This is a genomic window from Cellulomonas sp. P4_H12 (genome assembly GCF_056400905.1).
The window spans coordinates 16,560-42,944 of sequence record NZ_JBFUKJ010000031.1; the positions used below are offsets into that span (position 1 = coordinate 16,560).

The window sequence follows — 26,385 nt, forward strand, 5'->3', positions numbered from 1 at the left end:
CGTCACCGACCCGGTGCGACGAACGTGGACGCGACCTCGACCAGCAGGCGCGCCCCGAAGCCGGTGGCGCCCTTGGTCCGCCAGGCGTCGTCCGCGTCGGACCGCATGGTCCCGGCGATGTCGAGGTGCGCCCACGGCGTCTCGCCCACCCACTCGGCGAGGAACAAGGCGGCCGTGATCGCCCCGGCGTACTCGCCGCCGAGGTTCTTGATGTCCGCCACCTCGGAGTCGAGCTGCTTGCGGTACCGCCGGTCGAGCGGCAGCCGCCAGACCTGCTCGTCGGTCCTTTCCGCGGCGGCCTCGACGAGGTCGAGCATCCGGTCGTCGTTACCGATGACGGCCGCGGTCAGCATGCCGAGCGCGGCGAGTGCGGCGCCGGTGAGCGTGGCGATGTCGACGATTGCGTCGACGCCGTCCTCCCGCGCCAGCGCGATCGCGTCGGCCATGACCAGCCGCCCCTCGGCGTCGGTGTTGACCACCTCGATCGTGCGGCCGCTGCGGCTGGTCAGCACGTCGCCGAGCTTCGTCGCGGAGCCCGACGGCATGTTGTCGGTGCAGGCGAGGTACGCGCTGACGGCGATCGGCACCTCGAGGTCGGCCAGCGCAGTCATGGCCGCAAGCACCGCGCCGGCGCCGCTCATGTCCATCTTCATCGCGGCGTGCATCGCGTTGGACGGCTTGAGGCTGATGCCGCCGGAGTCGTAGGTGATGCCCTTGCCGACGAAGCCGAGGTGGCCCGTCGGCTCGGCCGCCGGCGTGTACCGGATCACGATCATCCGCGGCTCGACCACGGACCCGGCGTTGACGCCGAGCAGCCCGCCGCAGCCCATCTCGACCAGGGCCTCCTCGTCGAACACCTCGATGTCGAGGCCGTGCTCACCGGCGAGCCAGACGGCGATGTCCGCCAGGTCGGGTGCGGTGAGGTGGCCCGCCGGGGTGCTGGCGAGGTCCCGCGAGAGGGACGCGGCGCGCGCGAGCACGTACCCGCGCTGGCCACCGAGCCGGGCGTCGTCGGCGGACGCGTCATCCACGAGCAGCACGATCTCGCGCACCGGGACGGTGCCGGGGTCGGTCTTGAGCGCGTCGTAGCGGTACCGGCCGAGCAGGATGCCCTCCACGACGGCCTGGGCGGCGGCCTCGACCGAGACGCCGGCGGTCACCAGGTCGGTGGTCAGCACGTCGTCGCGGCCCGCCGCCCGGGCGAAGGCCGCCGCGGCGTCGCGCAGGGCGGCCTCGGACGGGTCGTCGCCGACGCCCGTCGCGATCACCGCGCCACCCTCCCGCGGCAGGACGAGGACCTCGCCGACGGTGCCGCGGAACCCCCACTCGGTGAGCGCGGCCCGGTCGAGCGGGATCCCCGACGGCACCTCACCGGTGGCGGTCACGGCCAGCCCGAGGGCGCGACCGGCTCCCGCGCCGAGCGAGTCCACCCGGACCGACACCTCCTCGAACAGTGCGCGGGACGGGATCGGGTCGAAGGTCATCGTCGTTCTCCTCACGTGGGCCAGATGACAGGGATCAGCGCGACGGCGACGACGAACCACGCCAGGGTGGTCGCGAGGCCGAGCTTCCAGTAGTCCGCGAACGCGTAGCCGCCGGGTCCCATGACCATCATGTTCGCGGGCGTCGCGATCGGCGTGAGGAACGAGGCCGCGCCCGCCACCGCGACGAGCATGAGGACGGGTGCCAGTGCGACGCCGGACTCGCCCGCGATCGCGACGGCGATGGGGGCGACGATCAGCACGGTGGCGGTGTTGCTGACCACCTGGCCGAGCACGAGCGTGAGGACGAACAGCGCCGCGAGGACCACGCGCGGTCCGCCGTCGCCGATGGCGCCGAGCACCCAGCCGGCGATGAGGTCGGCGGCGCCGCTGGACGCGATGGCGACCGACAGCGGGATCAGCCCGCCCACGAGGACGACGGTCTCCCACGAGACCGCGCGGTAGGCGTGCGAGACGCTCACCACGCCGGTCATCACCATCGCGGCGGCACCGACGAGCCCGGCGATCGCGGGCGGCACCGCCCCGGAGGCCAGCAGGGCGACCGTGGCGACCAGCACGATGATCGCCCGCCACGCCTTCGGCCCCAGCGCGACCGTCTGCCGACGGACCAGCTCGGGGTTGTCGACGATGAGCACGTCGTCGTCCGCCGCCAGGGCCTCCACCACCGGCCACGGCCCGTGCACCAGCAGCGAGTCGCCCTCGGCGAGCGTGAGGTGGTCGCCGCCGCGGTCCTTGCCCAGACGCCGCACGCCGAGCACGGTGACGCCGCCGCGCACCACGCCCGCGAACACGACCTCGCCGATCAGCCGCGAGCGCGGGCGCACGACGACCTCTCCGACGCCGACCTCGCGACTGAGCAAGGCCTCGCGGGTGCTCCGGCTGAGCGGGGTCGTCGCGACCGTGAGCCCGTGCCGCTCGACCAGGCTCGCGATGCCGCCGCTGTCCCCGGTGACCACGACGACGTCGCCCGCGGCCAGCGCCTCCGCCTCCCCCGCCGGGCCCCCGGAGGCACGCTGCACGCCGATGAGGACCACGCCGTCGGGCACGGCGACCTCGTCGCGACGCTGGCCGACCACGTCCGAGCCGGGGTCGACCGACAGGCGGAAGAACCCCGCGTCCAGGCTGTAGTGGTCGACCAGCGTGTCGATGTGCGCGGAGTAGTCCGCCGGCAGGGACGTCGGCGACCGGTCGGGCAGCAGGCGGCGACCCGCGACGAGCGAGACACCGATCGTCACGAGCACCAGCGGCAGGCCGATCAGCCCGAACTCGAAGAACCCGAACTTCTCGCCGGTCACCTGCTCGAGCGCGTCCGACACGATCACGTTCACCGTGCTGCCGCTGAGCACCAGGAGCGCGCCCGCGCTCGCGGCGAACGCCAGCGGCATGAGCATCTGCGACGTCGACTGCTTCGAGCGCCGGGCCGCGACCACCACGATCGGGATCAGCGCCGCCGCGGCGCCGTTCGGCGTCACGAGCGCGGCCATGATCGCCGACAACGTCATGAGCGCCACGAGCAGCCGACCGCGCTGCGTCCCGGCGCGGGCGATGAGCTGCTGCCCGGCCCACGCCGTGACGCCCGACGACTCGAGGCCCTCGCTGAGCACGAACAGCGTGGCGATGAACACCACGACCGGGTCACCGAACCCGCTCACCGCCTCGGCCGCCGTCACGAGGCCCGTGAAGTAGAGGGCGAGGGCGGTCAGCAGCGCCACCACGCTGACGCTCAGGCGGTTCCAGATGAACAGCCCGACGCACCCCACGAGCACGAGCAGGCTGAGGGCGGCATCGGACACATCGCCAAACTAGGGCACCGGGACCGGCTCGCGGACCTGGCGGTGCGCGCCCTTCACCAGCAGCCAGACCAGGAACGCCACCTCGGAGAGGCCGCCCACCATCCCGAGCGTCGTCGACAGCGCATCGGCGTCCGGGGCCACCAGCTCGATCGCGAACCCGGCCAGGTACCCGATGCCTCCGGCCACGAGCGCGTACCCGAACCCGCGCGGCTCGGCGCCGGACCGGACCACGAGGTAGCCGAGCGGGACCAGCCACGCGCCGAAGAAGATCTGCGCCACCAGGTAGCCGACCCCGTGCAGGTCGAGGAACAGCACGGCGACCTCGTCGGCGCCCCGCTGCGCGGCCAGCACCGCGCCGGCCTGGTTGACCATGTTGAGGGACTGGATGGCCACGCTGACGGCGTTCAGGGTGAGCATCGCGACCGCCGCGGTCCGGTCGACGTCCCGGAACAGCGCGTACAGCGCGATCCCGACGAGCAGGAAGCAGGTGAATGCCACGAGGTCGGCGGCGAACGCGACCTTCAGGAGCCCGGAGTTCTCCCGGATCGCGGCGGCGACGTCGTCGGCACCACGGACCGTGGCCCGGGCGAACAGCTCGGCGAACCCGCCGAGGACGGCGACGACGAGGTAGAGCAGACCGGCGAGACGTGCTGTGCGCATGGCTGTGCCCTTCGAGTGGCGTGCCTGGGATCGAGCGGGGTCAGCCCGGGTACTGGAAGACGTCGTCCAGCGGGACGCCGAAGACCCGGGCGATCTGGAACGCCATCTCGAGCGACGGGGAGTAGCGGCCCTGCTCGATGGCGATGACGGTCTGGCGGGTGACGCCGATGCGCTCCGCCAGCTCGGCCTGCGTCATCTCCCCGTGCGTGAACCGCAGCGTGCGGATGGCGTTGGTGACCTGGGTGGGCTTCACCATGTGGAGAAGTCCCGGCGGTAGGCCGCGAGCTTGGTGACGGAGCCGAGGATCGCCGACAGCACGAAGCAGAGGTAGACGACGTTGGCGATCCAGAACCAGTCGACCTCGAGCATGGCCAGCGCCATGGCCGCGAGCGCCCCGATGACGACGAACGACTGGCCGGTGTACTCGCCGAGCCGGTTGATCTCCCGGTCGCGCTGGTCCTTGACGTGACCGTCGCGCCGGTTGGCCAGCGAGACCAGGATGGTGCCGACGATGGACGCGACGATCGCGCCGCCGATCGACCACAGCAGCGGACCCTCGTAGGCGACCTCGACCAGCGGCACGTCGCGCGCGCGGCTCAGGATGACGGCGAGGTACGTCCCGTACGCGAGCACCGCGACGACCGCGAACACCCAGACGTTCCGCTCTTCGTACGACATCGGTGCTCCTAGGCGACGGTGAGGACGGTCTTGCCGCGGGCGTGCTCGTCCTGCAGGCGACGCAGCGCCTCGGCCGCGTCGCTCAGAGGGTAGGTGCGCTCGACGACCGGCGTGACGTGACCCGCCTCGATCAGCTCGCGCAGCTCGTCGAGGCTCGCCCGGCTGCGGGTGACCGCGAGCGGGCGCAGGTGCTGGCTGACGAACAGGTTCACGACGACGGCACGCATGATCCGACCCATCGGTCCGATCACCCGACCGCCCCCGCCCGAGGACAGGACGAGGGTGCCCGTCGGGGTGAGCGCCCGGCGGCACGCGCCGAGCGTCCGGTTGCCGACGAGATCGACGACGACGTCGTAGCGCTGGCCGTTGCTGGTGAAGTCGGACCGGTCGTAGTCGATGACGTGGTCCGCCCCGAGCGCCCTCGCGGCCTCCGCGTTCCGCCCGCTGCACACGGCCGTCACCTCGGCGCCGCGCGCCTTGGCCAGCTGCACCGCGAACGTGCCGACGCCGCCCGACGCGCCGTTGACCACCACGCGCTGCCCCGGCTGCACGGTCTCGACGCACCGCAGCGCCGTCCCGCCGGCGAGCGGCACGGCGGCGGCCTCGGCGAACGAGAGCGTCGCGGGCTTGCGCGCGACGACCGCGGCCGGGACGCGGACGTACTGCGCCCACCCGCCATGGTCGGCCTCCGCGTAGACCTCGTCGCCGACCGCGACGTCGGTCACGTCGGCCCCGACCGCCTCGACCGTGCCGGCGACGTCCTTGCCGGGCAGCGCGTGCCGCGGCCGGAGCAGGCCGGTGATCATCCGGATCAGCGACGGCCGGCCGGTCACCACGGCGACGTCGGCGAAGTTGAGGGACGACGCGCGGACGCGGACCAGCACCTCGTCCGCCGTCGGCACGGGGCGCGGGGCGGTGCCCCACGTCAGCACGTCGCCGGGGGCTCCGTAGCCGCTCTGGACGATCGCCGGCATCGTGCAGGTCTCGGTCGTGGCGGCCATCAGGATCTCCCATGTAAAGAATTGTTGACACGCTGAACGTAAGACAGACCGGACATCATGTCAAGAGTTCTTGACATGACAGGATCGCCGCCATGGATGTCGTCGTGCTCTCGGGAACCGTCGGTGCGGGCAAGACCACCGTCGCGGCCGCACTCCGCACGGTGCTCCACGCCCGTGGGCACGAAGCGTGCGACCTGGACGTCGACGAGCTGGCGCACCGCACTCCACCCGCGGCCGACGACCCCTTCAACGAGCGGGCGGTCGTCCGCCACCTGCGCGCGATGGGCGCGCACTGGCGCGAGGCCGGCATCGAGGTGCTGATCCTGCCGCGGGTCGTCGAGGACACCGCGCAGCGCGACGACTACGCCGACGCCCTCGGCGTCCCGGTGCGCCTCGTGCGGCTGGACGCCCCGGCCTCCATCCGCAAGGACCGGCTGCTGGCGAGGCACGAGCCGGGGCCGGACCTCGACTGGCACCTCGCCCGCACCGACGTGCTCGCGGCACTGATGGAGCGGGTGGACGTCGACCTGGTCGTGGTCAACCACGGCCGGGCAGCCTCGGAGGTCGCCGCGGAGGTCGCGGACCTGCTCGGCTACTGACTACAGCACCCGTGCCAGGTCCTCCAGCGCGGCCAACGGGTCCGCGCCCACCGGCATCAGCACCGCCGTGGTCACGCCGGCGTCGTGCAGCTGCCCGATCCGCCTGCGGGCGCCGTCCACCGTCCCGACGACGGCGAGCTGGTCGATCCACTCGTCGGGCATCGCGGCCGCGAAGCCGGCACGGTCGCTCGCCGCGGCCCGCAGGGCGCGGAACTCGTCGGCGAACGGGAGCGGCGCGATGTGCACGTCCCAGTCCGGGTCGCCGATCCACTCGAGGGCGGGCCGCGCGGCCGCGCGGGCGGCGGCCGCATCGTCGTCGACCGCGGTCACGCAGTAAGCGACGATCCGGTGCTCGCGCGTCGGGGCGATGTGCCGGAGCGCCGCCGCGACGTACTCGGGGGTGACCGGCTCGGCGAGGATCGTGCCGTCGGCGCACCGGCCCGCGACCGCGAGCGACTTCGGCCCGCGCACCCCGGCAAGCACGCGCGGCACGGTCACCGGCGGTGAGGCCAGCTCCACACCGCGCAGCTCCACGTACCGGCCGTCGGCGTCGACGGACCCCCCGCGCAGGACCGCCCGCACGGCCGACAGGTGCTCCTCGAGCATGGTCAGCGGGCTCGCGGGCCACGCGCCCACCTGCCGCATCCAGCCGGGCATCCCGTGCCCGATGCCGATGTCGACCCGCCCGGGGAACAGCTCCGCGAGCGTCGCGGCCTCCATCGCGGTGAACGCCGCGTTCCGCACGGCGGCCGGCAGGATCCCGATGCCGACCCGGATGCGCTCGGTCATCGCCAGCGCGGCTGCGGCCTGCGCGACCCCGCCGCGGAAGAAGCAGTCCTCGACCAACCAGAGCTCGTCGAACCCGAGCGCCTCGGCGCGCTGCGCGTACGTGCGGAACTGGTGGGCCGGCAGGTCCCGCGGCAGCATCACGGCGACGGCGCGCTCGGTCATCAGATCTCCCTCAGCACCGGTCATGTCCCCGACGGTCTCACCCCTGCGCGGCGCGCAGGAACTGCTCGAGCAGCGGTCCGGCGGTGGTCGAGCCGTAGTCGCCGACGTCGACGAACACCGCCACGGCGAGGTCTCCCTGGATGGCGATCATCCACACGTGGTTCTGCAGGTTGGCCGCGTCGCCGAACTGCGCGGTGCCGGTCTTCGCGGCGACCTCGTCGCCGGGCACGTCCTGCAGGAAGGTCGCGCCGCCCTCGGTCACCACGCCGCGCATGAGCTCGTGCAGCGTGGTCGCCTCGCCTGCGGTCAGCGGCACCAGCGCCCGCGGGGCCTCGGTCGGGGCTGCACTGGCGGTGGTCTCGCCGTCCGACGGCTCCGGCGTCGCGGCCCCGTCCTGCGGTACGACGAGCCGCGGAACGACAGTGGACCCGTGGGCGACCGACGCGGCGACCGTCGCCATGCCGAGCGGGGACGCGAGCACGCGCCCCTGCCCGATCATCGAGGCCGCGTGGTCGGTGCCGTCCGAGTCGCCGGGCACGTCGCCCAGGAACGCCGGGAACCCGAGGGTCGCGTGCGGGTCGAGGCCGAGCGACCCGGCTGCGTCGATGAGCGCGTCCTGGTCGGCCGAGTCGCGCGCCGAGATGAAGGCGGTGTTGCAGGAGTTGGCGAAGGCGGTCCGCAGCGGGATGGTGCCMAGCTTGTCCGTCGGGTACTCGGGGAAGTTGGCGAAGCTCCGGCCGTCGACGGAGACGGTCGCCGGGCAGGTGACGTCGCTGTCCGGCGTCAGCCCCGAGCGCAGCAGGGCCAGCGTCGTGGCCACCTTGAAGGTGGACCCGGGCGCGAACTGCCCGAGCGTCGCCGTCGACATGCCCTCGCCGCCGGCCCCGCTGGCGGCGGCGAGCACGTCGCCCGTCGACGGCCGGATCGCGACGATCGCGCTGGCCGGACCGACGTTCGCCAGCACGTCCTCGGCCGCGTTCTGCAGCGGCACGTCGAGCGTCGTGGTCAGCGGCGTCCCGGGCGTGGGCGCCACCTCGTAGAGCTGCCGCGCCGCGCTGCCGTCGGCCTGGGCGGCCGTGATGGTCAGGCCCGGCAGCCCGCGCAGCTGCGCGTCGTACTGGCGCTGGAGGCCGGACAGCCCCGCCAGGTCGCCGGCGGCCACGGCGCCGTCCGACTTCTCGACGATCTCCGCGGTCGCCTCGCCCACCGACCCGAGGATCGGCCGGGCGAACCGCCGGCTGGGCGCCAGCGGGAGCGTCCCGACGACGTCGTTGACGCCCTCCATGCCGGCCAGGTGCGGCACGTCGTAGGCCGGGTCACCGTCGCGCACCGTGATCGCCTCGACGAAAGCCTTCTCGCCGGCCGCCGCCACCTTGGCCGCGTACGCGTCCTGGTCGATCTTCAGCTCCCAGGCGAGCGCCCGTGCGGCGGTGTCCTGGTTCTCGGCCGCCACCCGCGTCTTGTCGATCCCGAGCCGGTGCACGGTGCGGGGCTCGACGATGACGGCGCCGTCCGCGCCGAGGACGTTCGCGCGGTCGGCGCGCGTGCGCTTCACCGAGAGCGCCTCGCCGCCCGTGAGGTCCGGCGCCAGGAGCGCGGGCGCCCACGCGACGTGCCAGACGTCCTCGTCGTCGCGCGTCAGCCGAGCGTGCGTCTCGTACGTCCAGTCGTTGTCGCTCTCGTCGAGATCCCACGTGTACCCGAGGGTCGCGGTGGCGACGTCCTCGTCCTTCTCGTCCACCGTCGTCGAGACGACCCTCACCGTGGGCTTCCACGGCGCGAGCCCCTCGTACGCGGTCTTCCGAAGAGCGGTCGCGGCGGTGACGTCGGCTGCGCCGCCCTCGAAGGGCGCCTTGGAGAAGTTCCCCGACGCGAGCGCGGCCGCGAGCGCCTTGGTGGCCGACTCGGGTCCGGGCGGGTCCGCCGAGCACGCGGTCAGGCCGGCCCCCGCCAGGAGCAGCGCGAGCGCCCCGCCCGCCAGGCGGCGCCGCGCCACGCTCCGTCCACCCGCGAACCTCATGCTGTCCCCTCGTCGTTCGGCACCTGTGCCGACCTCTGCTCGATCAACGCTCGGAGAGCGTGTCATCACCCGGTGCTGGCGCGTGGGTGAACGACCCAGCCTTCACCACTCCTCCCCAGTTGCCTCAGGCGAACACGCCGGTGGGGTCGTACGCCTGCCGCACCCGGGCCAGCCGCTCGGCCGTCGCACGGTCCCACACCGGGGTGCCGGTGCCCGCGAAGTTCGGGTTCACCTCGGTCGCGGTCCACGGCGCGACGGCCTCCGCGACGGTCGAGGCGGCGGCCGGCATGGTTGTCGCGAACTGTCCGGGGTCGACGCCGATCAGCCCGAGCGTGAACGCGGCGCCGCGGCCCGACACCGCCGAGCCACCAGGGACGTCGACGCCGGTCGCGCCGGCGACGTGCCGCAGCTCGGCGGCGACGAACGGGTGCTGCGCGCCCGACCCGACCAGCCCGAGCCACGCCGTCGCGAAGTCGTCGTCGACGTGGCTGAGCATGATCCCGCGCACCCAGCTGGGGCCGGGGTCGGTGGGGTCGTTGTGGATCTCGGCGGCGCGCGCGACGGGCAGCACGCCGACCGTGTCCGCGAGGGTGGGCGCCAGGGCGCGCAGGCGCGCCGCGACGGCCTCGCCCGCGGCCTCGTCGCCGGGTCGGGCGAACCGGAGCACCAGCACGGTCCGGCCCCGCAGGAACGGCGGGACGGCGTCGAACGGTGGGAAGCCGATGATCGCGGCGCTCGTCGTGGTGCCCGGGTCCGCGGACGCCGTCCACGCCAGCCAGCCGCGCAGGGCGGTCTCGATGTGCTCGGCGTCGAAGAACAGCGAGCCGGCGTACAGCTCGGGCATGGCGACGAGCCGCAGGCGCACCTCGGTCACCACGCCGAACCCGGCGCCGCCGCCGCGGAGCGCCCAGAAGAGGTCCGGGTTCTGGTCGGCCGACKCCACGACCACCTYTCCCGTCCCGGTGACGACCGTCAGCGACTCGATCCGGTCGGAGCTGAACCCGTGGCTGCGCGCGAACGGGCCGAGCCCACCGCCGAGCAGGTACCCGACCACGCCCACGCCGGTCGACGAGCCCGCGACCGGCGTGAGCCCGTGGGCGTCGGCCACCGGCACCACGTCGGTCCAGTGCGCGCCTGCGCCGATCGTCGCGACGCTCGTAGCCGGATCGACCGTGACCCCGCCAAGCCGACCCGTGGTGAGCAGCACCCCGGACGTGACGGGCGTGCGCGCGCCGTGCCCGGTGGCGAGCACCGTGACCGGGACGCGGTTCTCGGTCGCCCAGCGCACCGTCTCGACGACGTCCTGCGCGGTCGTGGCCCCGACCGCGACCTCCGGCGCGTGGACGACCGCGCGGTTGTGCGCGGCGACCTCGTCGGCGAAGCCGTCGTCGTCGGGGAGCAGGACGGGGCCGGTGACGCGGGAGGCGAGGGGATGGGGCATGCCGACTGCTCCTTGCGGATCGGGGTCACGGGCAGGGTGCCACGCGGACGGTTCCGGGAGCACGACCTTTCCACCGACCACCGACAGACAGGTCAGCCCACCAGCAGGCTGACGGCCCGGTGCAGGTCCGCGCGCACGCGCTCCGGGTCGCCCGACGTCTGCAGGGTCACGCCGTGCACGAGCCCGAGCACCTGGTCGAGCAGCCGGTCCGCCGCCCAGCCGTCCTCCCCACGCACCTCGCGCAGCGCGGCGACCTTCCGCTCGTGCGACGACACGGACTGCGGCAGACCCGTGAGCACCCCGGGCCGCTCGAGGCTGTGCCAGAGCAGCAGCCGGACCAGCGACGGGTGCGCGCGGTTGAAGTCGAGCACGCGCACGGCGTAGCCGGGCAGGTCCGCGGCATCGAAGGGCACGGCGTCGAGCAGCTGCTCGATCCGGTCCTCCACCACCCGGTCGAACAGCTGGTCCTTGCTGCCGAAGTACGCGTAGATCCGCTGCTTGTTCGCGCCGGCGCGCTCCGCGACCCGGTCCACGCGCGCGCCCGCCAGGCCCCGCTCGGCGAACTCGTCGGCCGCCGCGTCGAGGATCCGGCGCGGGGTGTCGGCGGCCATCATGCGGGCAGGGCCGTGCCGGTGAGGTCCTGCGCCACGGCCCACAGCCGCGCGGCCGTGTCGTCGTCGCGCATGCGGCGGTTGAGCTTGGCCGGACCCGTGGGTCCGACCATCCCGAAGCGGCCCGACGGTCCGTAGTAGCCGCCCTCGACCGCGAGCGGGTCGGCCGCCGCGAACAGCATCGGCTCGGCACCCTCGGGCGGCAGCTGGGACGGCACCAAGGGCAGGTTGCCGATCGGCGACCGGTGGGTCCCGTCGCGGCCGAGCGACGCGCCGGCGGTCTGGAGGTTGGTGCGCGTGAAACCGGGGTGCGCGGCGTTGCTCATCAGGGGCCAGCCGCGCTGCCCGGACACCCGGGCCAGGTGCCGGGCGAGCAGCAGGTCGGCCAGCTTCGACTGCGCGTACGACCGGAAAGGGCTGTACCGGCGGCGCGTCCACTGCAGGTCGTCGAACCGGATGCGGCCGACGTTCGCCACGCCGCTGCTCATGGTGGTGACGCGGGGCGTCGGGGCGGCGAGCAGGAGCGGGAGCAGGCGGTTGGTGAGCGCGAAGGGGCCCAGGTAGTTGCTGCCCATCTGCAGCTCGAACCCGTCCTCGGTCTCGAACCGGGTGGGCGGAGCCATGACGCCGGCGTTGTTGACCAGGGTGTCGAGGTGCGGCAGGTCGCGGCCCAGGGCGTCGGCGAACGCCTGCACGGACGCCAGGGACGCAAGGTCGACGACCCGCACCTCGGCCGACGCATCGGGGTGGGCCGCACGGATCTCGGCCAGCGCCTTCTCGCCCTTCTCGGCGTTGCGCACCGCGAGCACCACGTGCGCGCCGGCGGCGGCGAGGCGCTCGGCGGCCTCACGCCCGGTGCCGCTGTTGGCGCCGGTGACGACGACGGTGCGGCCGGTCTGGTCGGGCACGGCGTACATGTGAGGCTCCTCGCTTCGGTACAACCAACTGGTTAGTTGGCGACTATAACAGGCGATCCACGCCGTCGCGGGGTCGAATGGACGCCATGAGCACAGTCCCCAACATCACCCTGAACAACGGCGTCGAGATTCCGCAGCTGGGCTTCGGCGTCTTCCAGATCGACCCGGCGGAGACCAAGGACGCGGTCCTGCAGGCCTTCGAGGTGGGCTACCGGCACATCGACACGGCGCAGATGTACAAGAACGAGAAGGGCGTCGGCGAGGCGGTCGCCGAGTCCGGCCTCGCGCGCGACGAGGTCTTCATCACCAGCAAGCTGAACAACGACGCGCACGACCCGCAGGACGCGGCGATCGCGTTCGACCTGACGCTCGACACCCTCGGGCTCGACTACGTGGACCTCTTCCTCATCCACTGGCCGCTCCCGACGGTGAGCAACTTCGTCGAGACGTGGAAGGCGATGGAGGACTTCTACCGGTCCGGCCGCGCCAAGGCGATCGGCGTCTCCAACTTCCAGCCGCACCACCTGCGTCGGCTGAACGCCGAGACCACGATCACGCCCGCCGTGAACCAGATCGAGGTGCACCCCTACCTGACCCAGGAGGACGTGCGCGCGTTCGACGCCGAGCACGGCATCGCTACCGAGGCGTGGAGCCCGATCGCCCAGGGCAAGGTGCTGGACGACCCGACGATCGTCCGGATCGCCGAGTCGCTCGGCAGGACCCCGGCGCAGGTCACGCTGCGCTGGCACCTGCAGCGCGGCGACATCGTGTTCCCCAAGTCGGTGACCCGCAGCCGCATCGAGGAGAACTTCGACCTGTTCGACTTCGAGCTGAGCGACGTGGACCTCGCGGACATCTCGGGGCTCAACCGGGACGAGCGCACCGGCCCCGACCCGGACACGTTCGACTACGTTCCCCGGTAGGGGCCGGCCGGCTGTCGATCCGGCTGCTCCCCGTTCGTACAGACGGTGAGCAGCCGGCCCGACGCCGGCGCCGCACCCACCGAGGAGGACGTGATGAGCCACTACCTGCTGAGCGTGATGGAGCCCGCGGGGCCGATGCCGGACCCCGAGTTCCTCGACCCGATCATCAAGGCCGTGGGGGTCGTCGACCAGGCCATGAAGGACGCCGGCATCTGGGTCTACGCGGGCGGCCTGCACGACCCGAGCACCGCGACCGTGCTGCGCGCCAAGGACGGTGACGTGGTGACCACCGACGGCCCGTTCGTCGAGGCCAAGGAGCACCTGGGCGGCTTCACCATCGTGGACGTCGACGACCTCGACGCCGCCCTCGACTGGGGCGGCAAGCTCGCGGTCGCGACGACGCTGCCCATCGAGGTGCGGCCGTTCCGGTACCAGTGACGGCTGCCGACGACGATGCCGTCGCGCGCGTCTTCCGCGCGGAGCACGGCCGCGCCGTCGCCGTCCTGACCCGCACCTTCGGCGACCTCGACGTCGCCGAAGAGGCGGTGCAGGAGGCGTTCGTCGCGGCCGTGCAGCGCTGGCCGGCCGAGGGGCTCCCGGCGAGCCCGGCCGGCTGGATCATCACCACGGCCAAGCGCAAGGCGATCGACCGGCTGCGCCGGGAGGCGTCGCGCGACGACCGGCACGCGCAGGCCGCGCTGCTGCACGCGCGCGACGAACCGGTGGAGGTGGGGCCCGTGCGCGACGACCGCCTCCGCCTCGTGTTCACCTGCTGCCACCCGGCCCTGTCGGTGGAGGCACAGGTGGCGCTGACGCTGCGGCTGCTGGGCGGGCTCACCACCGAGGAGATCGCGCGCGCGTTCCTGGTCCCGGAGCCGACGATGGCCCAGCGGCTCGTGCGGGCCAAGGGCAAGATCCGCGACGCCCGCATCCCGTACCGGGTGCCGCGCGACGCCGACCTGCCGGACCGGCTCCGCGCCGTGCTGGCGGTCGTGTACCTGGTGTTCACGACCGGGTCCGGGGCCCTCACCCGCCAGGACCTCTGCGCCGAGGCCATCCGGCTCGGTCGCCTGCTGGTGGAGCTCATGCCCGACGAGCCCGAGGCGCTCGGGCTCCTGGCGCTCATGGTGCTCACCGACGCCCGTCGGGACGCGCGCGTCGCTGCCGACGGGTCGCTCGTCCTGCTCAGGGACCAGGACCACGCGCTCTGGGACGCCGCCGAGCTCGAGGAGGGCCGCGCGCTCGTGCGCCGGTGCCTGCGGCGCGACCACCTCGGTCCGTACCAGCTGCAGGCCGCGATGCAGGCCGTGCACAGCGAGCCGGCCGGGACCGACTGGCGCCAGGTGGTGATCCTCTACGACCAGCTGATGTCGATCGCGCCCAGCCCCGTCGTGGCGCTGAACCGTGCGGTCGCGGTCGCGGAGCTCGAGGGCCCGGCCGCGGGTCTCGCCCTCGTCGACAGCCTGCCGCTGGACCGCTACTACCTGTTCCACGCGGTGCGCGCGGACCTCTTGAAGCGCCTGGACCGGCTCTCGGAGGCGGCCGACGCCTACGACCAGGCGCTCACCCTCACGACCAACGCCGCCGAGCGCGACTTCCTGGCACGCGCCCGGGATGGTCTCTGGGCTTAGGTACCCTTGCGGTTACGTAACCGTGACGGTACGTTCGTTGCATGGAAGCCGTCCTGCACGCCGTCGCCGACCCGAGCCGCCGCATCGTGCTCGAGATCCTCCGCCAGCACCCCGCCACGGCCGGAGAGCTGGCGGCGGCCCTGCCCATCGCGCGGCCCGGGGTGTCCCGGCACCTCCGGGTGCTGCGCGAGGCCGGGCTCGTCGACGTGCGGCAGGAGTCGCAGCGCCGGATCTACACCCTGCGCCCCGAGCCACTCGCCGAGGTGGACGAGTGGCTGGACGGGTACCGCGCGCTCTGGCAGAACCGGCTCGACGCGCTGCACACCGAGATCGCCCGAGGGAAGAAGGCAGCACGATGAAGCTCGTCGCCACCTTGCACGCACTGGACGACGCGCGCGGCGCGGTCCGGGTCGAGGACGTCTTCGACACCGACATCGACGACCTCTGGGACGCGTGCACCGCGCCCGAACGGCTCGCGCGCTGGATCGCCGAGGTGTCCGGCGACCTGACCGTCGGCGGCGAGTTCGCGGCTCGGTTCACCAGCGGCTGGGAGGGCACCGGCCGGGTCGAGGTGTGCGAGCCGCCGCGGCGGCTCGTGGTGCGGACCAGGGAGCAGGACGACGAGGTCGACACCGTCGTCGAGGCGACGCTGACGTCGGTGGGCGACTCGACGGTGCTGGTGGTCGAGGAACGCGGGCTCCCGGTCGGCGACCTCGCGGCCTACGGCGCCGGATGGCAGGTGCACCTCGAGGACCTCTCGGCGGACCTCGACGGCCGGGGTCGGTGCGACCTCAAGGCGCGCTGGGACGAGCTGGTGCMCGCCTACCGGGAGCTCAGCCCAGCCGGGCCACCAGCGCCGCGCGCACCGTGAACCACTCGGCGGCGACGATCGAGAAGTAGGCGGTGTCCCGCAGGCTGCCGTCCGTCGCGACCGTGTGCACGCGCCGCACGCCCTCGAAGCGGCCGCCGATCCGCTCGATCGCCCGGCGCGACGCCGCGTTGCGCGCATCCGTCTTCAGCGTCACCCGCAGCGACCGCCACGTCTCGAAGGCGTGCGTGAGCAGCAGCAGCTTGCACTCGGTGTTGATCGCCGTGCGCTGCGCCGACGCCGCGTACCAGGTGCTCCCGATCTCCGCGACGGACGGCGGGTTCTCGTCGGTCGGCGCCCCGCCGACCCCGATCCCGGGCGGCCACGGCGCCGGGTCCTGGAACACCTCGAGGTCGAGGAACCGGGTGCTCCCGACGAGCACGCCGTCGGCCAGCCGCCGCACCGCGAAGGGCACCGCGCGGCCCGCCGACGCGTGCTCGAGCGCCGCCTCGACGTACCGCGCCGTCTCGTCGGGACCGTCCGGCACCCACGTGTAGCCGTAGCTCCCGCGCTCCTCGGCGGCCGCGGCGGCCAGGCCGTCGACGTGCGCCGCGGCGAGCGGTTCCAGCCGGACGTGCCGACCGGTCAGCGTGAAGGGCTCGATCATGCGGTCATCCTGGCGCAGCATGAGGTCCATGGACGAGCACGTCTGGACCGTGGACGACCACCTGCGCGGCGCCGACCCCGCGCACGTCGAGCTCTGGCGGGCGTTCGCCGCGCTGGTCGAGTCGTTCGGCCCGGTCACCTACGCCGTGTCGAAGACGACGATCACGTTCAAGGGCCCGCGCCGCGGGTTCGCCGGCGCGCGGCCCACCCGGCAGGGCGTCGAGGGCTACCTCGACACCATGCGGCCGCTCGACGGCGATCCGCGGATCCTGCGGTCCTCGCCCTACCTGCGCACCCTGTACGTCAACCGCTACCGCATCCGCACGCTCGCCGATCTCGACGACACGTTCGCCGGCTGGGTCCGCGAGGCGTACGCGGTCGGCGGCGGCGCGCACCTGCGCTGAGGGTCAGGCGTGCCCGGCCTCCGCGACGGTGGCCGAACGCGCCATGAGCAGGTTCCGCTCCCGCTGGGTCGGCGCCAGGGCCGCGGCCCGCTCGAGCTCGTCGGCGGCCTCGTCGGCACGCCCCAGCCGGACCAGCACGTCCGCGCGGACCGCGCCGAGCAGGTGGTACCGGGCGAGGCGCGGGTCGTGGCGGATCAGCTCGAGGGCGGCGAGGGCCGCCTCCGGCCCGTCCGCGTGCAGGACCGCCACCGCCCGGTTGAGCTCCACGACCGGCGACGGCGCCAGCTGGGCGAGGGCGTCGTACAGGGCGACGATCGCCTCCCAGTCGGTGTCCTCGAAGGTCCGGGCGCGGCTGTGGCACGCCGCGATCGCCGCCTGCACCGTGTACGGACCGAGGGGTCGGCCCAGCGTCGTGGCGCGCTCCAGCGACCGGAGCCCGTGCTCGATGAGTGCGCTGTCCCACCGCGTCCGGTCCTGGTCCTGGAGCAGGACGCCGTCGCCGCGGGCGTCGAACCGCGACGCCTGCAGCTCCATGAGGGCGACCAAGCCGTGCACCTCGGGCTCGCGCGGCAGGAGCCCGGCGAGCACCCGGCCCAGGCGCATTGCCTCGTCGGCCAGGTCCCGACGAACCCACGTGGTGCCCGTCGTCGCGGAGTGCCCCTCGGTGAAGATCAGGTAGACCACCTCGAGCACGGAGCTCAGCCGCGCCGGCATCTGGTCCGCCTGCGGCACCTCGAACGGGACCTTCGCCTCGGCCAACGTGCGCTTGGCGCGGGAGATCCGCTGGCCGATGGTTGGCGACGGCACCAGGTAGGCGCGGGCGATCTCGTCGGTGGTCAGGCCGCCGAAGAGCCGCAGCGTCAGCGCGATCCGCGACTCCCTGGGGAGCACCGGGTGGCAGGTGAGGAACACGAGCGAGAGCAGGTCGTCGCCGATGGGCTCGTCGACGATCCGGTCCGCCGCCGCCTCGTCGCCGAGCGCGTTCGCCAGGACCGCGTACTTGGCGCCCCGGTTCTGCTCGCGACGGATCAGGTCGATGCCCCGGTGCCGGGCGGTCACCATCAGCCAGGCGCCGGGCTGGTCCGGGACGCCCGACTCCGGCCACTGCTCGAGCGCCGCGACGAACGCGTCCTGCGCGAGCTCCTCGGCCAGCCCGACGTCCCGGACGAGGCGGGTGAGCGAGGCGATGAGCCGCGGCGACTCGATCCGCCAGACGACCTCGACGGTGCGCCGCGCGTCGGCCATCGCCCCGCGCCCTCCTCAGGCCTGCTGCGTCTTCAGCCGGTCGACGATGGCCTGCTCCTTCTCGAGGACCTCCGGCGAGACCACCTGGGCGAAGTCCTCCATCTCGAAGAACGGGCGGATCTCGAGCACCGAGCGCAGCCCCGGCGTCGACGGGCAGCGCTTGGCCCACTCGATCGCCTCGTCCAGCGAGCTCACCTGCCAGATCCAGTAGCCGGCGATGATCTCCTTGGCCTCGGCGAACGGGCCGTCGACCACCGACGTCTCCCCGGACGCATCCCAGACCACCTTCGCGCCGGCCTTGCTGGGCTGCAGGCCCTCGCCGCCGAGCATGATCCCGGCGTTCACCAGCTGCTCGTTGTACGCGTTCATGACGCGGAACATCTCGTCGGTGGGTGCGACCTTGTCCTCGTCCGCACCGTCACCCTTGATCATGACCAGGACCTTCATGGCTGTCTCCTTCGACTGTGTGCCCGCCCGACGCTAGTGCCGGGCCGGTGCCTTCACCAGGTCGTCGAACGGGCGTGGGCACCTTTCGACATGGTGCTCCGACGAGTTTCACAGGACCGCTCTACCGTGGTCGGATGACGGCACCCGACGGGCTCCGTGGCATCGCGCGGTTCTGGGACGACGCGGCGGCGGGCTTCGACGACGAGCCCGACCACGGCCTGCGTGATCCGCGCACCCGCGCGGCGTGGTCGGCCCGGCTCGCCGGCTGGATCCCTGCCGGGCCGTGGGACGTGCTCGACCTCGGGTGCGGCACCGGGTCGCTCGCCGCGCTCCTCGCTGGGGCCGGCCACCGCGTCACCGGCGTCGACCTCGCGCCGCAGATGGTCGCGCAGGCCCGCGCCAAGCTGGCCGGCGCCCGGCTGCCGGCGACGTTCGTCGTGGGTGACGCGGCTGACCCACCCGTCGCCGAGGTCGACGTCGTGCTCGCCCGCCACCTGCTCTGGACCCTCCCGGACCCCCACGCGGCCCTGGCCCGCTGGGTCGCCCTCCTGCGCCCGGGCGGCTCGCTCGTCCTGGTCGAGGGCCGATGGTCGATGCCGGGCGATGCGCCCTACACGCCCGACGCACCTGCCCTCCCGTGGGACGGAGGCGTGGCGGCCGCCCAGCTGGTCGACGCCGTGCGGCCCCTCGTGGCCGGTCTGCGGGTCGAGGACCTCACCGGCGACGACGCCCTCTGGGGCCGGTCGGTCACCGACGAGCGCTACGCGCTGGTCGCACGGGTCTGAGACGCGACGAGGGGCCCGACCGTCGGCCGGGCCCCTCGTCCGTCTGTCCTGTCAGGTCACGGCGCCGGGTACTCCAGCACCACGCTCGGACCCTGGATGGTCGGCGTCACGGGGTCGCCCGTGTCGTTGACCACGTGGTCGATGGTGCCCGCCGCGTTCAGCGAGACCGTCAGGATGTTGTGCAGCCGCACGCCCGGCGTGACCGGCACCTCGTACGCCCGGGTGGCGTGCAGGTCGGGGTTCACGTTGGTGTAGATGTAGCTGCCCATGCCCCACGCCTCGTGGGTCGTGACCTTGTCGCCCACCTTGTAGGCGGCCCAGCCGTTGACCCCGTCGTGCTGCCAGGACGCCTGGTCGGGCGCGTCGTAGGGCAGCTCGTTCTGGAACATGATCGTCTTGCCGCGCTCGCCGTTCCAGATGACGTTGTACTTCTGGTAGTGCTCGGCGAACAGGCCCGTGGCGGTGACGTCGTTGCCGTTGACCAGCACGCCGGTGTCCGCCGTGTTGACGGTCCACCCGACGCCCGTGCCGTGGTCGGCGCGCCAGGCCCAGGTGTGGTCGACGATCGTCTGGTTCGTGTTGACCACCAGGCTGTTGGTGGCCTTGCCCACGTGCTCGCCACCGATCCGGAAGAACACGTCCTGCACGGCGGTCGGGTTGCTCGCGCTGCTCAGGATCGGCTTCCTGAGCCTGCCGTCCAGCGTCGAGATCTTGGTGCCCAGCTGCAGGAGCGCCGGTGAATTCACCGGGCCCGCGTCGAACATGATCCCGGCGATGTCGATGCCGGGGACGTCCAGGGTCTGCATCGCGACGACGCCGTTGTCCGGGACGATCGTCGCCAGGCCGAGGCCCAGCACGACGGCGTTGGGCCACAGCACGTTGAGCGTCTTGTTGACGTGGTAGACGCCCGGCGTGAACAGCAGGTTCTTGCCGAGGGCGAGCGCGGTGTTGATCTTCGACGCGCTGTCACCGGGCTTGGCGACGAAGAAGCTGCTCAGCGGCAGCGACCGGCCCGGCGTGCTGCCCGCGGCCCACGTCGTGCCCGTGCTGTTGGTCTGCGCCGACGGGACGAAGACGTTGTACTTCCCCTTCGCGTCGAGGTAGAGGTACGGCTTCTCGCGCGAGGCGGGGGTGGTGTCGAGCGTCGTGTACTTGTTGGTGCCCGGCGCGGCGCCGAAGTCGGTCGCGGGGGCGCCCTGGACGCCCGCGAACACCTGGTTCCAGACGCTGTTGCTCCAGCCGGCGACCGAGCCGTTCCGGACCAGGAACTGCTGCTGGCTGCCGCTGACGACGAACGGCAGGGCCGAGTCGGCGATGAACCCGCCCGACGCGTACTGCGGGCCGGCCGTGCAGTAGTCCATGAGGCTGACGTTGGCGCCGGTGACGCTCACCCGGCGCATCGGCGCGGCCTGCGAGATGGCCCAGAAGTTGGCCGAGCCGCGGCAGCCGTCGGCGTTGCCGGCCTGGAACTGGATGCTCAGGTTGGACAGCGATCGCCAGAAGTTGACGAGCGCGGTGCAGTCGGTGGGAGCGCCCTCGGGCGTCGGGAAGCACTGGTTGTAGACCTCGATGGCGCCGTTGATGACGACGTCGCCGGGGTTCTGTCCGAGCCCGGCGACCTCGGTGAAGTAGCCCACCTGGAAGCGCAGCGGCTGCTCGGCGGTGCCGTACGTGCCGGGCTTGAACAGGAGCGCGTACCGCCCGTCGCCGAACTGCGCCGGCACCTGCTGCGCCGCGATCGCGTCGACCTTCGCCTGGATCTCGGCGATCGGCTGGCTCGGGTCGAACACGATGACGTTGGGGCCCAGGTCGGCGGACGGCGCCGACGCCTGAGCCGGTGCCGCGAGCAGGGGCACGAGGGCGAGGCTCACGGCGGCGACGACCGCGGCGGTCGCGCCTCTGCGGTCGGGTGCGTGCTGACGCCTACGAAGGAGCATGGGGAGGGACCTTTCTCCGCACAGGGCACGTCGTCGGACGGAGCCCTCGCGCTGGAGGAGGCACCGTCGTTGGCGCCGCGCACCGGACTTTTTGTTGCCGGCCAGGACAAAAGGTACAGGTCGGGTGACTCGTGTCAACCCTGACAGTTCTGTAAGTGTTCTAGCCGGCAGGTGTCTCAGCGAGGCGGACCACCCACGCGGGCGGCGTCGCGCCCCGGCCCCGGTCCGTGACCACCCGCAGGCGTGCGGCCGCCACCTCCGCCCGCGTCACCTCGAGCACGCGACCCGCCGCTGAGGGCCGGACCACGGGGGCACCGTCCGCCGCCACGAACTCGGCGTCGTCGCCGGCCCCCCGGTCCTCGACCTCCCGCAGCGGGTCGAGCGACAGGCCCGCGAGGAACGCGTCGTCATCGGGACCGGCGAGCGGTGACGACGCGAGCAGCGTGAGGGCCTCGAACCCCACTGACCGCTTCGCGTCGTCGTCGGCGAACGCGAGATCGACGGCCCACTGCACGCGGGCCCACCACTGCGCCCGCGCGTCCGCTGYGGTGCGCTGCCGGACCGTGAGGATGCCGACGATGAGGGCGCCGATCGCACCGATGGCCGCGACGAGCGGTCCCAGGGTCGCCACCACCACGTACCAGGGCTCGTCCGTCATCCCCACACCCTCCGTCGACGCCGGTCGCGAGCGTAGCGGGAGCGACCGACGACCGCCCGGATCAGTCGAGGCCGGCCAGCACCTCCGACAGCCGTCGGAAGACCATGCTCCGCCAGCCGCCGCCCATGATCCGGCGGGACAGCTGGGCGATCGGGTCGTCGGGGTCGAACCCCGCGTGCTCCAGGAAGATCCGCGTGCCGCGGCCCTCGGGCTCGAGCGTCCACGTCACGGTCGTCGGCACCAGGTCCGGATTCGCCGCGTCGGTCCACGTCACCTTCAGCAGGCGCCCCGGCTCGATCGCGAGGACGGTGCTCGCGACGGTGCCCGAGAAGCCCGTCGCCTCGACCCGGCGGCCGGCCATGGTGAACCGGTGGCCCACCTCGGGCAGGAAGTCGTCGGTGTTCAGCCACTGGGCCACCAGCGTCGGCGTGGTGAACGCCCGCCAGACACGCTCGGGCGGGTGCGGGAGGTACTCGTCGACGCGGATCGTCGTCGGGTCGGCGGTCTCGTCCTCGGCCGGGAGCTCCCAGCTCGTCGTCCCCGGATCAGTCATGGTGGGTCCCTCTCGTGTCGTGTCGTTCGTCGTGCTCCATCAGGTCCAGCACGCCCCCGAGGGCCGTGAGCCGGCCCCGCCAGAAGCGTTCGTACGGGGACATCCAGTCGGCCAGGTCGACCAACGGCTCCCCGGTCACGGAGTAGTAGCGGTGCCGACCCTCGGACCGCTCGGTCACCAGGCCGCTCTCCCGCAGCGCGGCCAGGTGCTCGGAGACGCTCGGCCGCGCCATGTCGAACGTCGCCGCGAGCTGGCCGACGCTCTTCTCCCCGGTGAGCAGCGCGTCGAGGATGTCGCGGCGCGTGGGGTTGGCGAGCGCGGAGAGCAGCCGGTCGAGCGCCGATTCCTTCAGTCGTCGAGGCACGGGCCGAATATAGGTAGGGTTTTTCCTACGCGTCAACTCGACGGTGTCGCGCGGTCCACTCCGGGGCGATAGTGGTCGTGCACTCCCGCCGCGACGCTCGAAGGAGAGACCGATGGCCGGCACCGGCACCAAGGACGACCCGTGGCAGCTCACGACCGCGCCCGGCTCGTCGGCCTACACGATGTACCGGGACGAGTCCGCCGACCCTCCCGCCCTGATGTGCCAGGTCGGGTCGACCACCCTGAAGTACCACCTGCGCGCGATCGACGACCTCCATGCGTGGCTGCTCGAGCAGGGCGACTGGGTGCCGCTGGGTGCCGCCGACGAGCAGAAGCCCGCCCCGGCCGGGAGCGTCGAGGCGTGGGGGCGCGACGAGGCCAACCCCGTCGGCGGCTGGTACGGGCTGCGCAAGGGCTACCGCGGCCGGTTCGGCATGTACCTGCCGCCGCTCCTCGAGGCCCTCGGGCTCGTCGAGCTGACCCACGACGTACGCAACAACTCGGTCCGCGCGGTCCGCGCCTGACTGCTCAGGAGCCCACCGGCGCCTGGGTGTACTCGTCGCCGAGCCGGGCCCGACTGACGGCCGACGCCGCGGTGACGGCTGCCGCGACGACCAGCGCGACGCCGGCGGCAAGCAGGGCGACGCCGTACCCCAGCGCGTCACCGAGCAACCCGCCCAGCGGCGCCGCGATCACGATCATCGCCCGGTTCACCGAGCGCATCGTCGCGGTCGTCCGCCCCTGCAGCCGGTCGGGCGTCACGGTCTGGCCATAGGCCATCTCGTTCGCGTTCTCCGCGCCCATGCACAGCCCGAGCAGCAGCTGCCCCGACGCGAGCAGCACCCACGCGGGGCCGCCGCCCCACACCCCGTCGACCGTGCCGGTGGGCACCGCGAGGGCCGCCGACGCCATCACCGCCCAGGCCGTGCCCGTGCCGACCCGCGCCACGACGATCACCCGGCCCGCACCCCACCGGCGGCCCAGCTGCACCGCGAACGAGGAGCCGACGAGCGCGCCCACCCCCGCGGCGGCGAGGGCCAGACCCAGGGTGGCGGCGCTCAGGTGCAGGGTCCGCAGCGCGAACGGCGTCATCACCGCTCCGGCCACGGCCGAGCAGATGAACCAGGCGTGCGTCGACAGCGCCAGCGGACGCAGTGTCGGGTGCCGGTAGATCCAGCGCAGCCCCTCGCCGATCTCGGCGCCGACGGCGCGCACGGGATGACCGACCGCGCCTCGCGGTTCGCGGGGCTCGTCGACCTTCAGGGTCGCCAGCAGGACGGCCGAGGCCAGGTAGCTCACCGCGTCGACGAGCACCGCCAGCGGCGCACCCAGCAGCGAGACCAGACCACCCGCCAGGGCCGGGCCGCTCGCCTGGGCGACCGCGTCCGACTGGTCCAGCCGGGCGTGCGCCGGCCCGAGCAGCGCGGTGGGGACGAGCCGCGGGATGAACGACCGGAACGCCGCGTCGCCCAGCAGCCTGCAGAGCCCGAACGCGGCCATCAGCACGACCAGCCAGCCCACGCCGAGGTGTCCCGTCGCCGCCAGCACGGGGATGGCCGCGAGCACCACGGCACTCAGCACGTCCGTGACCACCAGCACCGGGCGCCGTCGTACCCGGTCCACCAGCACGCCGGCGAGCAGACCGAACAGCAGGTACGGGGCCCAGCGCGCGGAGTTGACCAGGCCCACGTCGACGGCGTCGCCACCCAGGACATCGACGATGATCACCTGTACCGCGAGGACCGTCACATACGTGCCGAACGCCGACGTGGTCGAGGCGACCCACAGCCGCGCGAAGCCTCGACTGCGGCTCAACGACTCCGGCGGAGCTCCCCCACTGGTCACGGCTGCTGTCTAGCACCCCGCGGGGGCGCGCGGTGCTGAGCGCGCGCTGAGAGCTCGAGGCGCCGACGCCGACGCGGCTCTAGCGTCGGCTCTGACGGCGGGAGAAGCCATGAGCCTGGCGACCGAGTGGGGAGTGACCGCGGACGAGCGGCAGCGCCAGTACCCGTGCGACCTCCTGATGCCGTCGCCCGCCGGCCGCCTGCTCCGGGGAGTCGACGTCAACGCGACCGCCGACGTCGTCTTCCGGTGGCTCTGCCAGCTCCGCGCCGCCCCGTACAGCTACGACTGGATCGACAACGCCGGGCGACGCAGCCCGCGTGTCCCGCTGCCGTGGTGCTGGCAGCTGGAGGTCGGCCAGACGGTCTGCCGGATCTTCACCCTCGACTCGTTCGTGCCCGACCAGCACCTCACCCTCCGCATGGCGCCCGGGACCGGCACACGGCTGTTCGGCGACGTCGCGCTCACCTACGCCGTCCTCCCGACGGGTTCGACCACCTCGCGGATCGTCGCCGCCCTCCGTGTCAGCCCGCCGACCACCCGGCTTCGGCCCTGCGCTCCTGGCTGCTGTCCTGGGGCGACCTCGTGATGATGCGCAAGCAGCTCCGCACCCTCGCCGCCCTGGCCGAGGCCGACCACGCCGCGGCCGGGCAATAGCCCGGGTCGGTCATTCCTCGCGGAGCGTGTACTCGAGCCGCAACCGGTGGATGCCATCTGCGTCGACGGTGATCGCGCCGCTGCCCGCGATCCCCGCGAGGTCCCCCGTGCCGCTCGACGGCACGATCGCGAGGAGCTCGTCGAACCGGTCGGTGCCGCGTGTCGACGCCGCGTGCACGTAGTTGAACGACCCCGGGCGACCGTCCAGCGCGCCCTCGAACGACTCCATCGCGACGTACGTGCCCACCCCGAGCTCCGGGTCGAACGCCGACGTGAACAGCGTCGTCGACCGGCCCGCGATCCTGCCCGCGTACTCCTTGGCCATCGTCGCGATGCCGACCGCCAGAGCGGTGGTCACCGGCTGGTCCTGCTCGACCGGCACCCCGGCGAACCCGCTGACTGTGAACGTTCCCTCGCTGATCATCCCCGCACGCTAGCGACGGGCGCCCACACGCTCGCGACCGGGACGCTCCCGCGTTCCGCCCACCAGGTGACACCAGGAGTGGAAGGCACGGGTCACGCGGGGCGGAACTCGGCCGAAGTATCGAACGCCGCTCCGGCGGCGGATAGCTCGCGAACCAGCTCCGGCAGCTGGGTCAGGAGGATCGGAGGCGTCCGGGAACTCGGTCGCTAGAAGGGTGGGGCGCCCAGGTCGGGCCGTGGTGGTGTGGCTGGCCGGTGTTTGTAGGCGGAGGGGTCGACGTAGATGGGGACGGGGTGGCGGGCGTAGGTCAGTCCGTGTCGGTCGGTCCAGGTGGAGACGCCGGTGGTGCGGTTGTAGGTGACGTTCCACCAGCCGTCGGTCTTGGCTTGGTGGTGGTGCTTGCACAACGCGTGCAGGTTCGCCTCGCAGGTCTGCGGGTCATGCCCACCGGGTGGTCTGTGCTGGTCGTAGGGGATGCGGTGGTCGATCTCGCAGCGGGTGGCGGGTTGGCGGCAGCCGGGGAAGGTGCAGGTCACGTCGCGGGCTTGGATGGTGCGGGTCAGGTCCGCTCCGGGCCGGTAAGCATCGGTGCCCACGGCGCAGACCTGTCCGGTGGGGTCGGTCAGCACGCGGCGCCAGGTGCCGTCCTGGGCGAGCTCGCGGGCCAGTTGGGCGGGGATCGGCCCGTAGGAGCCGAGGTAGCCGGGGGCGTCGTCCAGGCCGAGCAGGGTGGAGGCGGCCACGTTCACCTGCAGGGCGACCCGCTGCCCGTGCTTGGTGGGTAGCGGGGTGCCGTCCGGGGTGGACTGCCGGTCCAGGATGCCCAGGAACACGTCGCTGAACGCGTCCGCGCGCCGCTGATCGATGGT

General features: G+C 73.1%; 31 protein-coding genes. 10 read left to right on the forward strand and 21 right to left on the reverse strand.

Annotated features, from left to right (window positions below):
- Positions 1 to 2: 2 nt before the first annotated feature.
- Genes AC1DQC_RS16445 through AC1DQC_RS16470 form a run of 6 tightly spaced genes read right to left on the reverse strand, consistent with a single transcriptional unit; the run spans position 3 to position 5,634 of the window.
- Positions 3 to 1,484 carry a leucyl aminopeptidase gene (locus AC1DQC_RS16445; protein WP_477052313.1) on the reverse strand — a complete coding sequence of 494 codons (1,482 nt, stop codon included), beginning with the start codon at positions 1,482 to 1,484 and terminating at the stop codon, positions 3 to 5.
- A gap of 11 nt (positions 1,485 to 1,495) precedes the next feature.
- Positions 1,496 to 3,295, reverse strand: a complete 1,800-nt coding sequence (locus tag AC1DQC_RS16450; protein ID WP_477052314.1) for an SLC13 family permease — start codon at positions 3,293 to 3,295, stop codon at positions 1,496 to 1,498.
- 9 nt (positions 3,296 to 3,304) lie between these two features.
- Entirely contained in the window at positions 3,305 to 3,955 is a 651-nt protein-coding gene (locus AC1DQC_RS16455) for a DUF4386 domain-containing protein (protein WP_477052315.1), read from the reverse strand.
- Positions 3,956 to 3,995: 40 nt separating this feature from the next.
- Positions 3,996 to 4,211 (reverse strand): helix-turn-helix transcriptional regulator, encoded by a 216-nt coding sequence (locus AC1DQC_RS16460; protein WP_477052316.1) that lies wholly within the window; start codon positions 4,209 to 4,211, stop codon positions 3,996 to 3,998.
- A complete protein-coding gene (locus AC1DQC_RS16465; RefSeq protein ID WP_477052317.1) occupies positions 4,205 to 4,633 on the reverse strand; it encodes a hypothetical protein in 429 nt (142 codons plus the stop codon). Before AC1DQC_RS16465 ends, AC1DQC_RS16460 begins: the two co-directional genes overlap by 7 nt.
- Positions 4,634 to 4,641: 8 nt before the next feature.
- Entirely contained in the window at positions 4,642 to 5,634 is a 993-nt protein-coding gene (locus AC1DQC_RS16470) for an NAD(P)-dependent alcohol dehydrogenase (protein WP_477052318.1), read from the reverse strand.
- Between the two features lie 92 nt (positions 5,635 to 5,726).
- Here AC1DQC_RS16470 and AC1DQC_RS16475 point away from each other — a divergent pair, with 92 nt between their 5' ends.
- The gene (locus AC1DQC_RS16475; RefSeq protein ID WP_477052319.1) at positions 5,727 to 6,233 is read left to right on the forward strand and encodes a P-loop nucleotide/nucleoside kinase family protein; all 507 of its coding nucleotides are present in this window, start codon (positions 5,727 to 5,729) and stop codon (positions 6,231 to 6,233) included.
- On the opposite strand, the gene AC1DQC_RS16480 is transcribed toward AC1DQC_RS16475, so the two are convergent.
- The 5 genes from AC1DQC_RS16480 to AC1DQC_RS16500 form a co-directional block, all read right to left on the reverse strand.
- On the reverse strand, positions 6,234 to 7,184 hold the full coding sequence (locus tag AC1DQC_RS16480) for an LLM class flavin-dependent oxidoreductase (protein ID WP_477052320.1): 951 nt from the start codon (positions 7,182 to 7,184) through the stop codon (positions 6,234 to 6,236). It abuts the gene before it with no gap.
- Between the two features lie 37 nt (positions 7,185 to 7,221).
- Positions 7,222 to 9,204: a penicillin-binding transpeptidase domain-containing protein gene (locus AC1DQC_RS16485; protein WP_477052321.1), complete on the reverse strand. Its 1,983-nt coding sequence runs from the start codon at positions 9,202 to 9,204 to the stop codon at positions 7,222 to 7,224.
- 124 nt (positions 9,205 to 9,328) lie between these two features.
- The gene (locus AC1DQC_RS16490; RefSeq protein ID WP_477052322.1) at positions 9,329 to 10,645 is read right to left on the reverse strand and encodes an FAD-binding oxidoreductase; all 1,317 of its coding nucleotides are present in this window, start codon (positions 10,643 to 10,645) and stop codon (positions 9,329 to 9,331) included.
- A 92-nt stretch (positions 10,646 to 10,737) separates the two neighbouring features.
- Positions 10,738 to 11,259, reverse strand: a complete 522-nt coding sequence (locus AC1DQC_RS16495) for a TetR/AcrR family transcriptional regulator (RefSeq protein WP_477052323.1) — start codon at positions 11,257 to 11,259, stop codon at positions 10,738 to 10,740.
- Complete coding sequence (locus AC1DQC_RS16500) at positions 11,256 to 12,173, reverse strand: SDR family oxidoreductase (protein WP_477052324.1); 918 nt, start codon at positions 12,171 to 12,173, stop codon at positions 11,256 to 11,258. Before AC1DQC_RS16500 ends, AC1DQC_RS16495 begins: the two co-directional genes overlap by 4 nt.
- An 86-nt stretch (positions 12,174 to 12,259) precedes the next feature.
- On the opposite strand from AC1DQC_RS16500, the gene AC1DQC_RS16505 reads away from it, so the two are divergent.
- From AC1DQC_RS16505 to AC1DQC_RS16525, 5 genes are read left to right on the forward strand one after another with little or no spacing between them, the layout of a single operon-like run.
- Positions 12,260 to 13,096, forward strand: coding sequence for an aldo/keto reductase (locus tag AC1DQC_RS16505; protein ID WP_477052325.1), 837 nt, complete (start codon positions 12,260 to 12,262; stop codon positions 13,094 to 13,096).
- A 45-nt stretch (positions 13,097 to 13,141) separates the two neighbouring features.
- The gene (locus tag AC1DQC_RS16510; RefSeq protein WP_477052326.1) at positions 13,142 to 13,534 is read left to right on the forward strand and encodes a YciI family protein; all 393 of its coding nucleotides are present in this window, start codon (positions 13,142 to 13,144) and stop codon (positions 13,532 to 13,534) included.
- The gene (locus tag AC1DQC_RS16515) at positions 13,531 to 14,727 is read left to right on the forward strand and encodes an RNA polymerase sigma factor (RefSeq protein ID WP_477052327.1); all 1,197 of its coding nucleotides are present in this window, start codon (positions 13,531 to 13,533) and stop codon (positions 14,725 to 14,727) included. Before AC1DQC_RS16510 ends, AC1DQC_RS16515 begins: the two co-directional genes overlap by 4 nt.
- 41 nt (positions 14,728 to 14,768) lie before the next feature.
- A complete protein-coding gene (locus tag AC1DQC_RS16520) occupies positions 14,769 to 15,086 on the forward strand; it encodes an ArsR/SmtB family transcription factor (RefSeq protein WP_477052328.1) in 318 nt (105 codons plus the stop codon).
- On the forward strand, positions 15,083 to 15,598 hold the full coding sequence (locus AC1DQC_RS16525) for an SRPBCC family protein (protein ID WP_477052329.1): 516 nt from the start codon (positions 15,083 to 15,085) through the stop codon (positions 15,596 to 15,598). Before AC1DQC_RS16520 ends, AC1DQC_RS16525 begins: the two co-directional genes overlap by 4 nt.
- Here AC1DQC_RS16525 and AC1DQC_RS16530 read toward each other — a convergent pair.
- Positions 15,561 to 16,202, reverse strand: a complete 642-nt coding sequence (locus AC1DQC_RS16530; RefSeq protein ID WP_477052330.1) for a GNAT family N-acetyltransferase — start codon at positions 16,200 to 16,202, stop codon at positions 15,561 to 15,563. The genes AC1DQC_RS16525 and AC1DQC_RS16530 overlap by 38 nt on opposite strands.
- A gap of 28 nt (positions 16,203 to 16,230) precedes the next feature.
- Between AC1DQC_RS16530 and AC1DQC_RS16535 the strand changes: the two genes are divergently transcribed.
- Entirely contained in the window at positions 16,231 to 16,605 is a 375-nt protein-coding gene (locus AC1DQC_RS16535; protein ID WP_477052331.1) for a DUF5655 domain-containing protein, read from the forward strand.
- A 3-nt stretch (positions 16,606 to 16,608) separates the two neighbouring features.
- Here AC1DQC_RS16535 and AC1DQC_RS16540 read toward each other — a convergent pair whose 3' ends face one another.
- Together AC1DQC_RS16540 and AC1DQC_RS16545 are read right to left on the reverse strand one after the other, a co-directional pair.
- Positions 16,609 to 17,850 carry an RNA polymerase sigma factor gene (locus tag AC1DQC_RS16540; protein WP_477052332.1) on the reverse strand — a complete coding sequence of 414 codons (1,242 nt, stop codon included), beginning with the start codon at positions 17,848 to 17,850 and terminating at the stop codon, positions 16,609 to 16,611.
- A gap of 15 nt (positions 17,851 to 17,865) precedes the next feature.
- The gene (locus AC1DQC_RS16545; RefSeq protein WP_477052333.1) at positions 17,866 to 18,297 is read right to left on the reverse strand and encodes a YciI family protein; all 432 of its coding nucleotides are present in this window, start codon (positions 18,295 to 18,297) and stop codon (positions 17,866 to 17,868) included.
- A 134-nt stretch (positions 18,298 to 18,431) separates the two neighbouring features.
- Between AC1DQC_RS16545 and AC1DQC_RS16550 the strand changes: the two genes are divergently transcribed.
- Positions 18,432 to 19,082, forward strand: a complete 651-nt coding sequence (locus AC1DQC_RS16550) for a class I SAM-dependent methyltransferase (protein WP_477052334.1) — start codon at positions 18,432 to 18,434, stop codon at positions 19,080 to 19,082.
- A gap of 56 nt (positions 19,083 to 19,138) precedes the next feature.
- Here the strand turns inward: AC1DQC_RS16550 and AC1DQC_RS16555 are convergent, their stop codons facing one another.
- From AC1DQC_RS16555 to AC1DQC_RS16570, 4 genes are all read right to left on the reverse strand, one after another.
- Positions 19,139 to 21,019 (reverse strand): adenylyl cyclase, encoded by a 1,881-nt coding sequence (locus AC1DQC_RS16555; protein ID WP_477052335.1) that lies wholly within the window; start codon positions 21,017 to 21,019, stop codon positions 19,139 to 19,141.
- Positions 21,020 to 21,179: 160 nt separating this feature from the next.
- Entirely contained in the window at positions 21,180 to 21,677 is a 498-nt protein-coding gene (locus tag AC1DQC_RS16560; RefSeq protein ID WP_477052336.1) for a hypothetical protein, read from the reverse strand.
- 61 nt (positions 21,678 to 21,738) lie between these two features.
- On the reverse strand, positions 21,739 to 22,230 hold the full coding sequence (locus AC1DQC_RS16565) for an SRPBCC family protein (RefSeq protein WP_477052337.1): 492 nt from the start codon (positions 22,228 to 22,230) through the stop codon (positions 21,739 to 21,741).
- Positions 22,223 to 22,594 (reverse strand): ArsR/SmtB family transcription factor, encoded by a 372-nt coding sequence (locus tag AC1DQC_RS16570; protein WP_477052338.1) that lies wholly within the window; start codon positions 22,592 to 22,594, stop codon positions 22,223 to 22,225. Before AC1DQC_RS16570 ends, AC1DQC_RS16565 begins: the two co-directional genes overlap by 8 nt.
- A 112-nt stretch (positions 22,595 to 22,706) precedes the next feature.
- On the opposite strand from AC1DQC_RS16570, the gene AC1DQC_RS16575 reads away from it, so the two are divergent.
- A complete protein-coding gene (locus tag AC1DQC_RS16575) occupies positions 22,707 to 23,117 on the forward strand; it encodes a DUF6855 family protein (RefSeq protein ID WP_477052339.1) in 411 nt (136 codons plus the stop codon).
- Positions 23,118 to 23,121: 4 nt separating this feature from the next.
- On the opposite strand, the gene AC1DQC_RS16580 is transcribed toward AC1DQC_RS16575, so the two are convergent.
- The gene (locus tag AC1DQC_RS16580; protein WP_477052340.1) at positions 23,122 to 24,408 is read right to left on the reverse strand and encodes an MFS transporter; all 1,287 of its coding nucleotides are present in this window, start codon (positions 24,406 to 24,408) and stop codon (positions 23,122 to 23,124) included.
- Between the two features lie 139 nt (positions 24,409 to 24,547).
- Between AC1DQC_RS16580 and AC1DQC_RS16585 the strand changes: the two genes are divergently transcribed.
- Positions 24,548 to 25,024 (forward strand): hypothetical protein, encoded by a 477-nt coding sequence (locus AC1DQC_RS16585; protein ID WP_477052341.1) that lies wholly within the window; start codon positions 24,548 to 24,550, stop codon positions 25,022 to 25,024.
- Positions 25,025 to 25,102: 78 nt separating this feature from the next.
- Here the strand turns inward: AC1DQC_RS16585 and AC1DQC_RS16590 are convergent, their stop codons facing one another.
- A complete protein-coding gene (locus AC1DQC_RS16590; RefSeq protein WP_477052342.1) occupies positions 25,103 to 25,516 on the reverse strand; it encodes a DUF3224 domain-containing protein in 414 nt (137 codons plus the stop codon).
- Between the two features lie 206 nt (positions 25,517 to 25,722).
- On the reverse strand, positions 25,723 to 26,385 hold a 663-nt coding region (locus tag AC1DQC_RS16595; protein WP_477052343.1), incomplete at its 5' end, for an HNH endonuclease signature motif containing protein.

What these genes read in the sequence shown, in the direction of transcription:
- AC1DQC_RS16445 (WP_477052313.1), bottom strand. Translation starts at nt 1,484, where the DNA reads ATGACCTTCGACCCGATCCCGTCCCGCGCACTGTTCGAGGAGGTGTCG.
- AC1DQC_RS16455 (WP_477052315.1), bottom strand. Translation starts at nt 3,955, where the DNA reads ATGCGCACAGCACGTCTCGCCGGTCTGCTCTACCTCGTCGTCGCCGTC.
- AC1DQC_RS16460 (WP_477052316.1), bottom strand. Translation starts at nt 4,211, where the DNA reads ATGGTGAAGCCCACCCAGGTCACCAACGCCATCCGCACGCTGCGGTTC.
- AC1DQC_RS16465 (WP_477052317.1), bottom strand. Translation starts at nt 4,633, where the DNA reads ATGTCGTACGAAGAGCGGAACGTCTGGGTGTTCGCGGTCGTCGCGGTG.
- AC1DQC_RS16470 (WP_477052318.1), bottom strand. Translation starts at nt 5,634, where the DNA reads ATGGCCGCCACGACCGAGACCTGCACGATGCCGGCGATCGTCCAGAGC.
- AC1DQC_RS16475 (WP_477052319.1), top strand. Translation starts at nt 5,727, where the DNA reads ATGGATGTCGTCGTGCTCTCGGGAACCGTCGGTGCGGGCAAGACCACC.
- AC1DQC_RS16480 (WP_477052320.1), bottom strand. Translation starts at nt 7,184, where the DNA reads ATGACCGAGCGCGCCGTCGCCGTGATGCTGCCGCGGGACCTGCCGGCC.
- AC1DQC_RS16495 (WP_477052323.1), bottom strand. Translation starts at nt 11,259, where the DNA reads ATGATGGCCGCCGACACCCCGCGCCGGATCCTCGACGCGGCGGCCGAC.
- AC1DQC_RS16500 (WP_477052324.1), bottom strand. Translation starts at nt 12,173, where the DNA reads ATGTACGCCGTGCCCGACCAGACCGGCCGCACCGTCGTCGTCACCGGC.
- AC1DQC_RS16505 (WP_477052325.1), top strand. Translation starts at nt 12,260, where the DNA reads ATGAGCACAGTCCCCAACATCACCCTGAACAACGGCGTCGAGATTCCG.
- AC1DQC_RS16520 (WP_477052328.1), top strand. Translation starts at nt 14,769, where the DNA reads ATGGAAGCCGTCCTGCACGCCGTCGCCGACCCGAGCCGCCGCATCGTG.
- AC1DQC_RS16530 (WP_477052330.1), bottom strand. Translation starts at nt 16,202, where the DNA reads ATGATCGAGCCCTTCACGCTGACCGGTCGGCACGTCCGGCTGGAACCG.
- AC1DQC_RS16535 (WP_477052331.1), top strand. Translation starts at nt 16,231, where the DNA reads ATGGACGAGCACGTCTGGACCGTGGACGACCACCTGCGCGGCGCCGAC.
- AC1DQC_RS16540 (WP_477052332.1), bottom strand. Translation starts at nt 17,850, where the DNA reads ATGGCCGACGCGCGGCGCACCGTCGAGGTCGTCTGGCGGATCGAGTCG.
- AC1DQC_RS16545 (WP_477052333.1), bottom strand. Translation starts at nt 18,297, where the DNA reads ATGAAGGTCCTGGTCATGATCAAGGGTGACGGTGCGGACGAGGACAAG.
- AC1DQC_RS16550 (WP_477052334.1), top strand. Translation starts at nt 18,432, where the DNA reads ATGACGGCACCCGACGGGCTCCGTGGCATCGCGCGGTTCTGGGACGAC.
- AC1DQC_RS16555 (WP_477052335.1), bottom strand. Translation starts at nt 21,019, where the DNA reads ATGCTCCTTCGTAGGCGTCAGCACGCACCCGACCGCAGAGGCGCGACC.
- AC1DQC_RS16565 (WP_477052337.1), bottom strand. Translation starts at nt 22,230, where the DNA reads ATGACTGATCCGGGGACGACGAGCTGGGAGCTCCCGGCCGAGGACGAG.
- AC1DQC_RS16575 (WP_477052339.1), top strand. Translation starts at nt 22,707, where the DNA reads ATGGCCGGCACCGGCACCAAGGACGACCCGTGGCAGCTCACGACCGCG.
- AC1DQC_RS16585 (WP_477052341.1), top strand. Translation starts at nt 24,548, where the DNA reads ATGAGCCTGGCGACCGAGTGGGGAGTGACCGCGGACGAGCGGCAGCGC.
- AC1DQC_RS16590 (WP_477052342.1), bottom strand. Translation starts at nt 25,516, where the DNA reads ATGATCAGCGAGGGAACGTTCACAGTCAGCGGGTTCGCCGGGGTGCCG.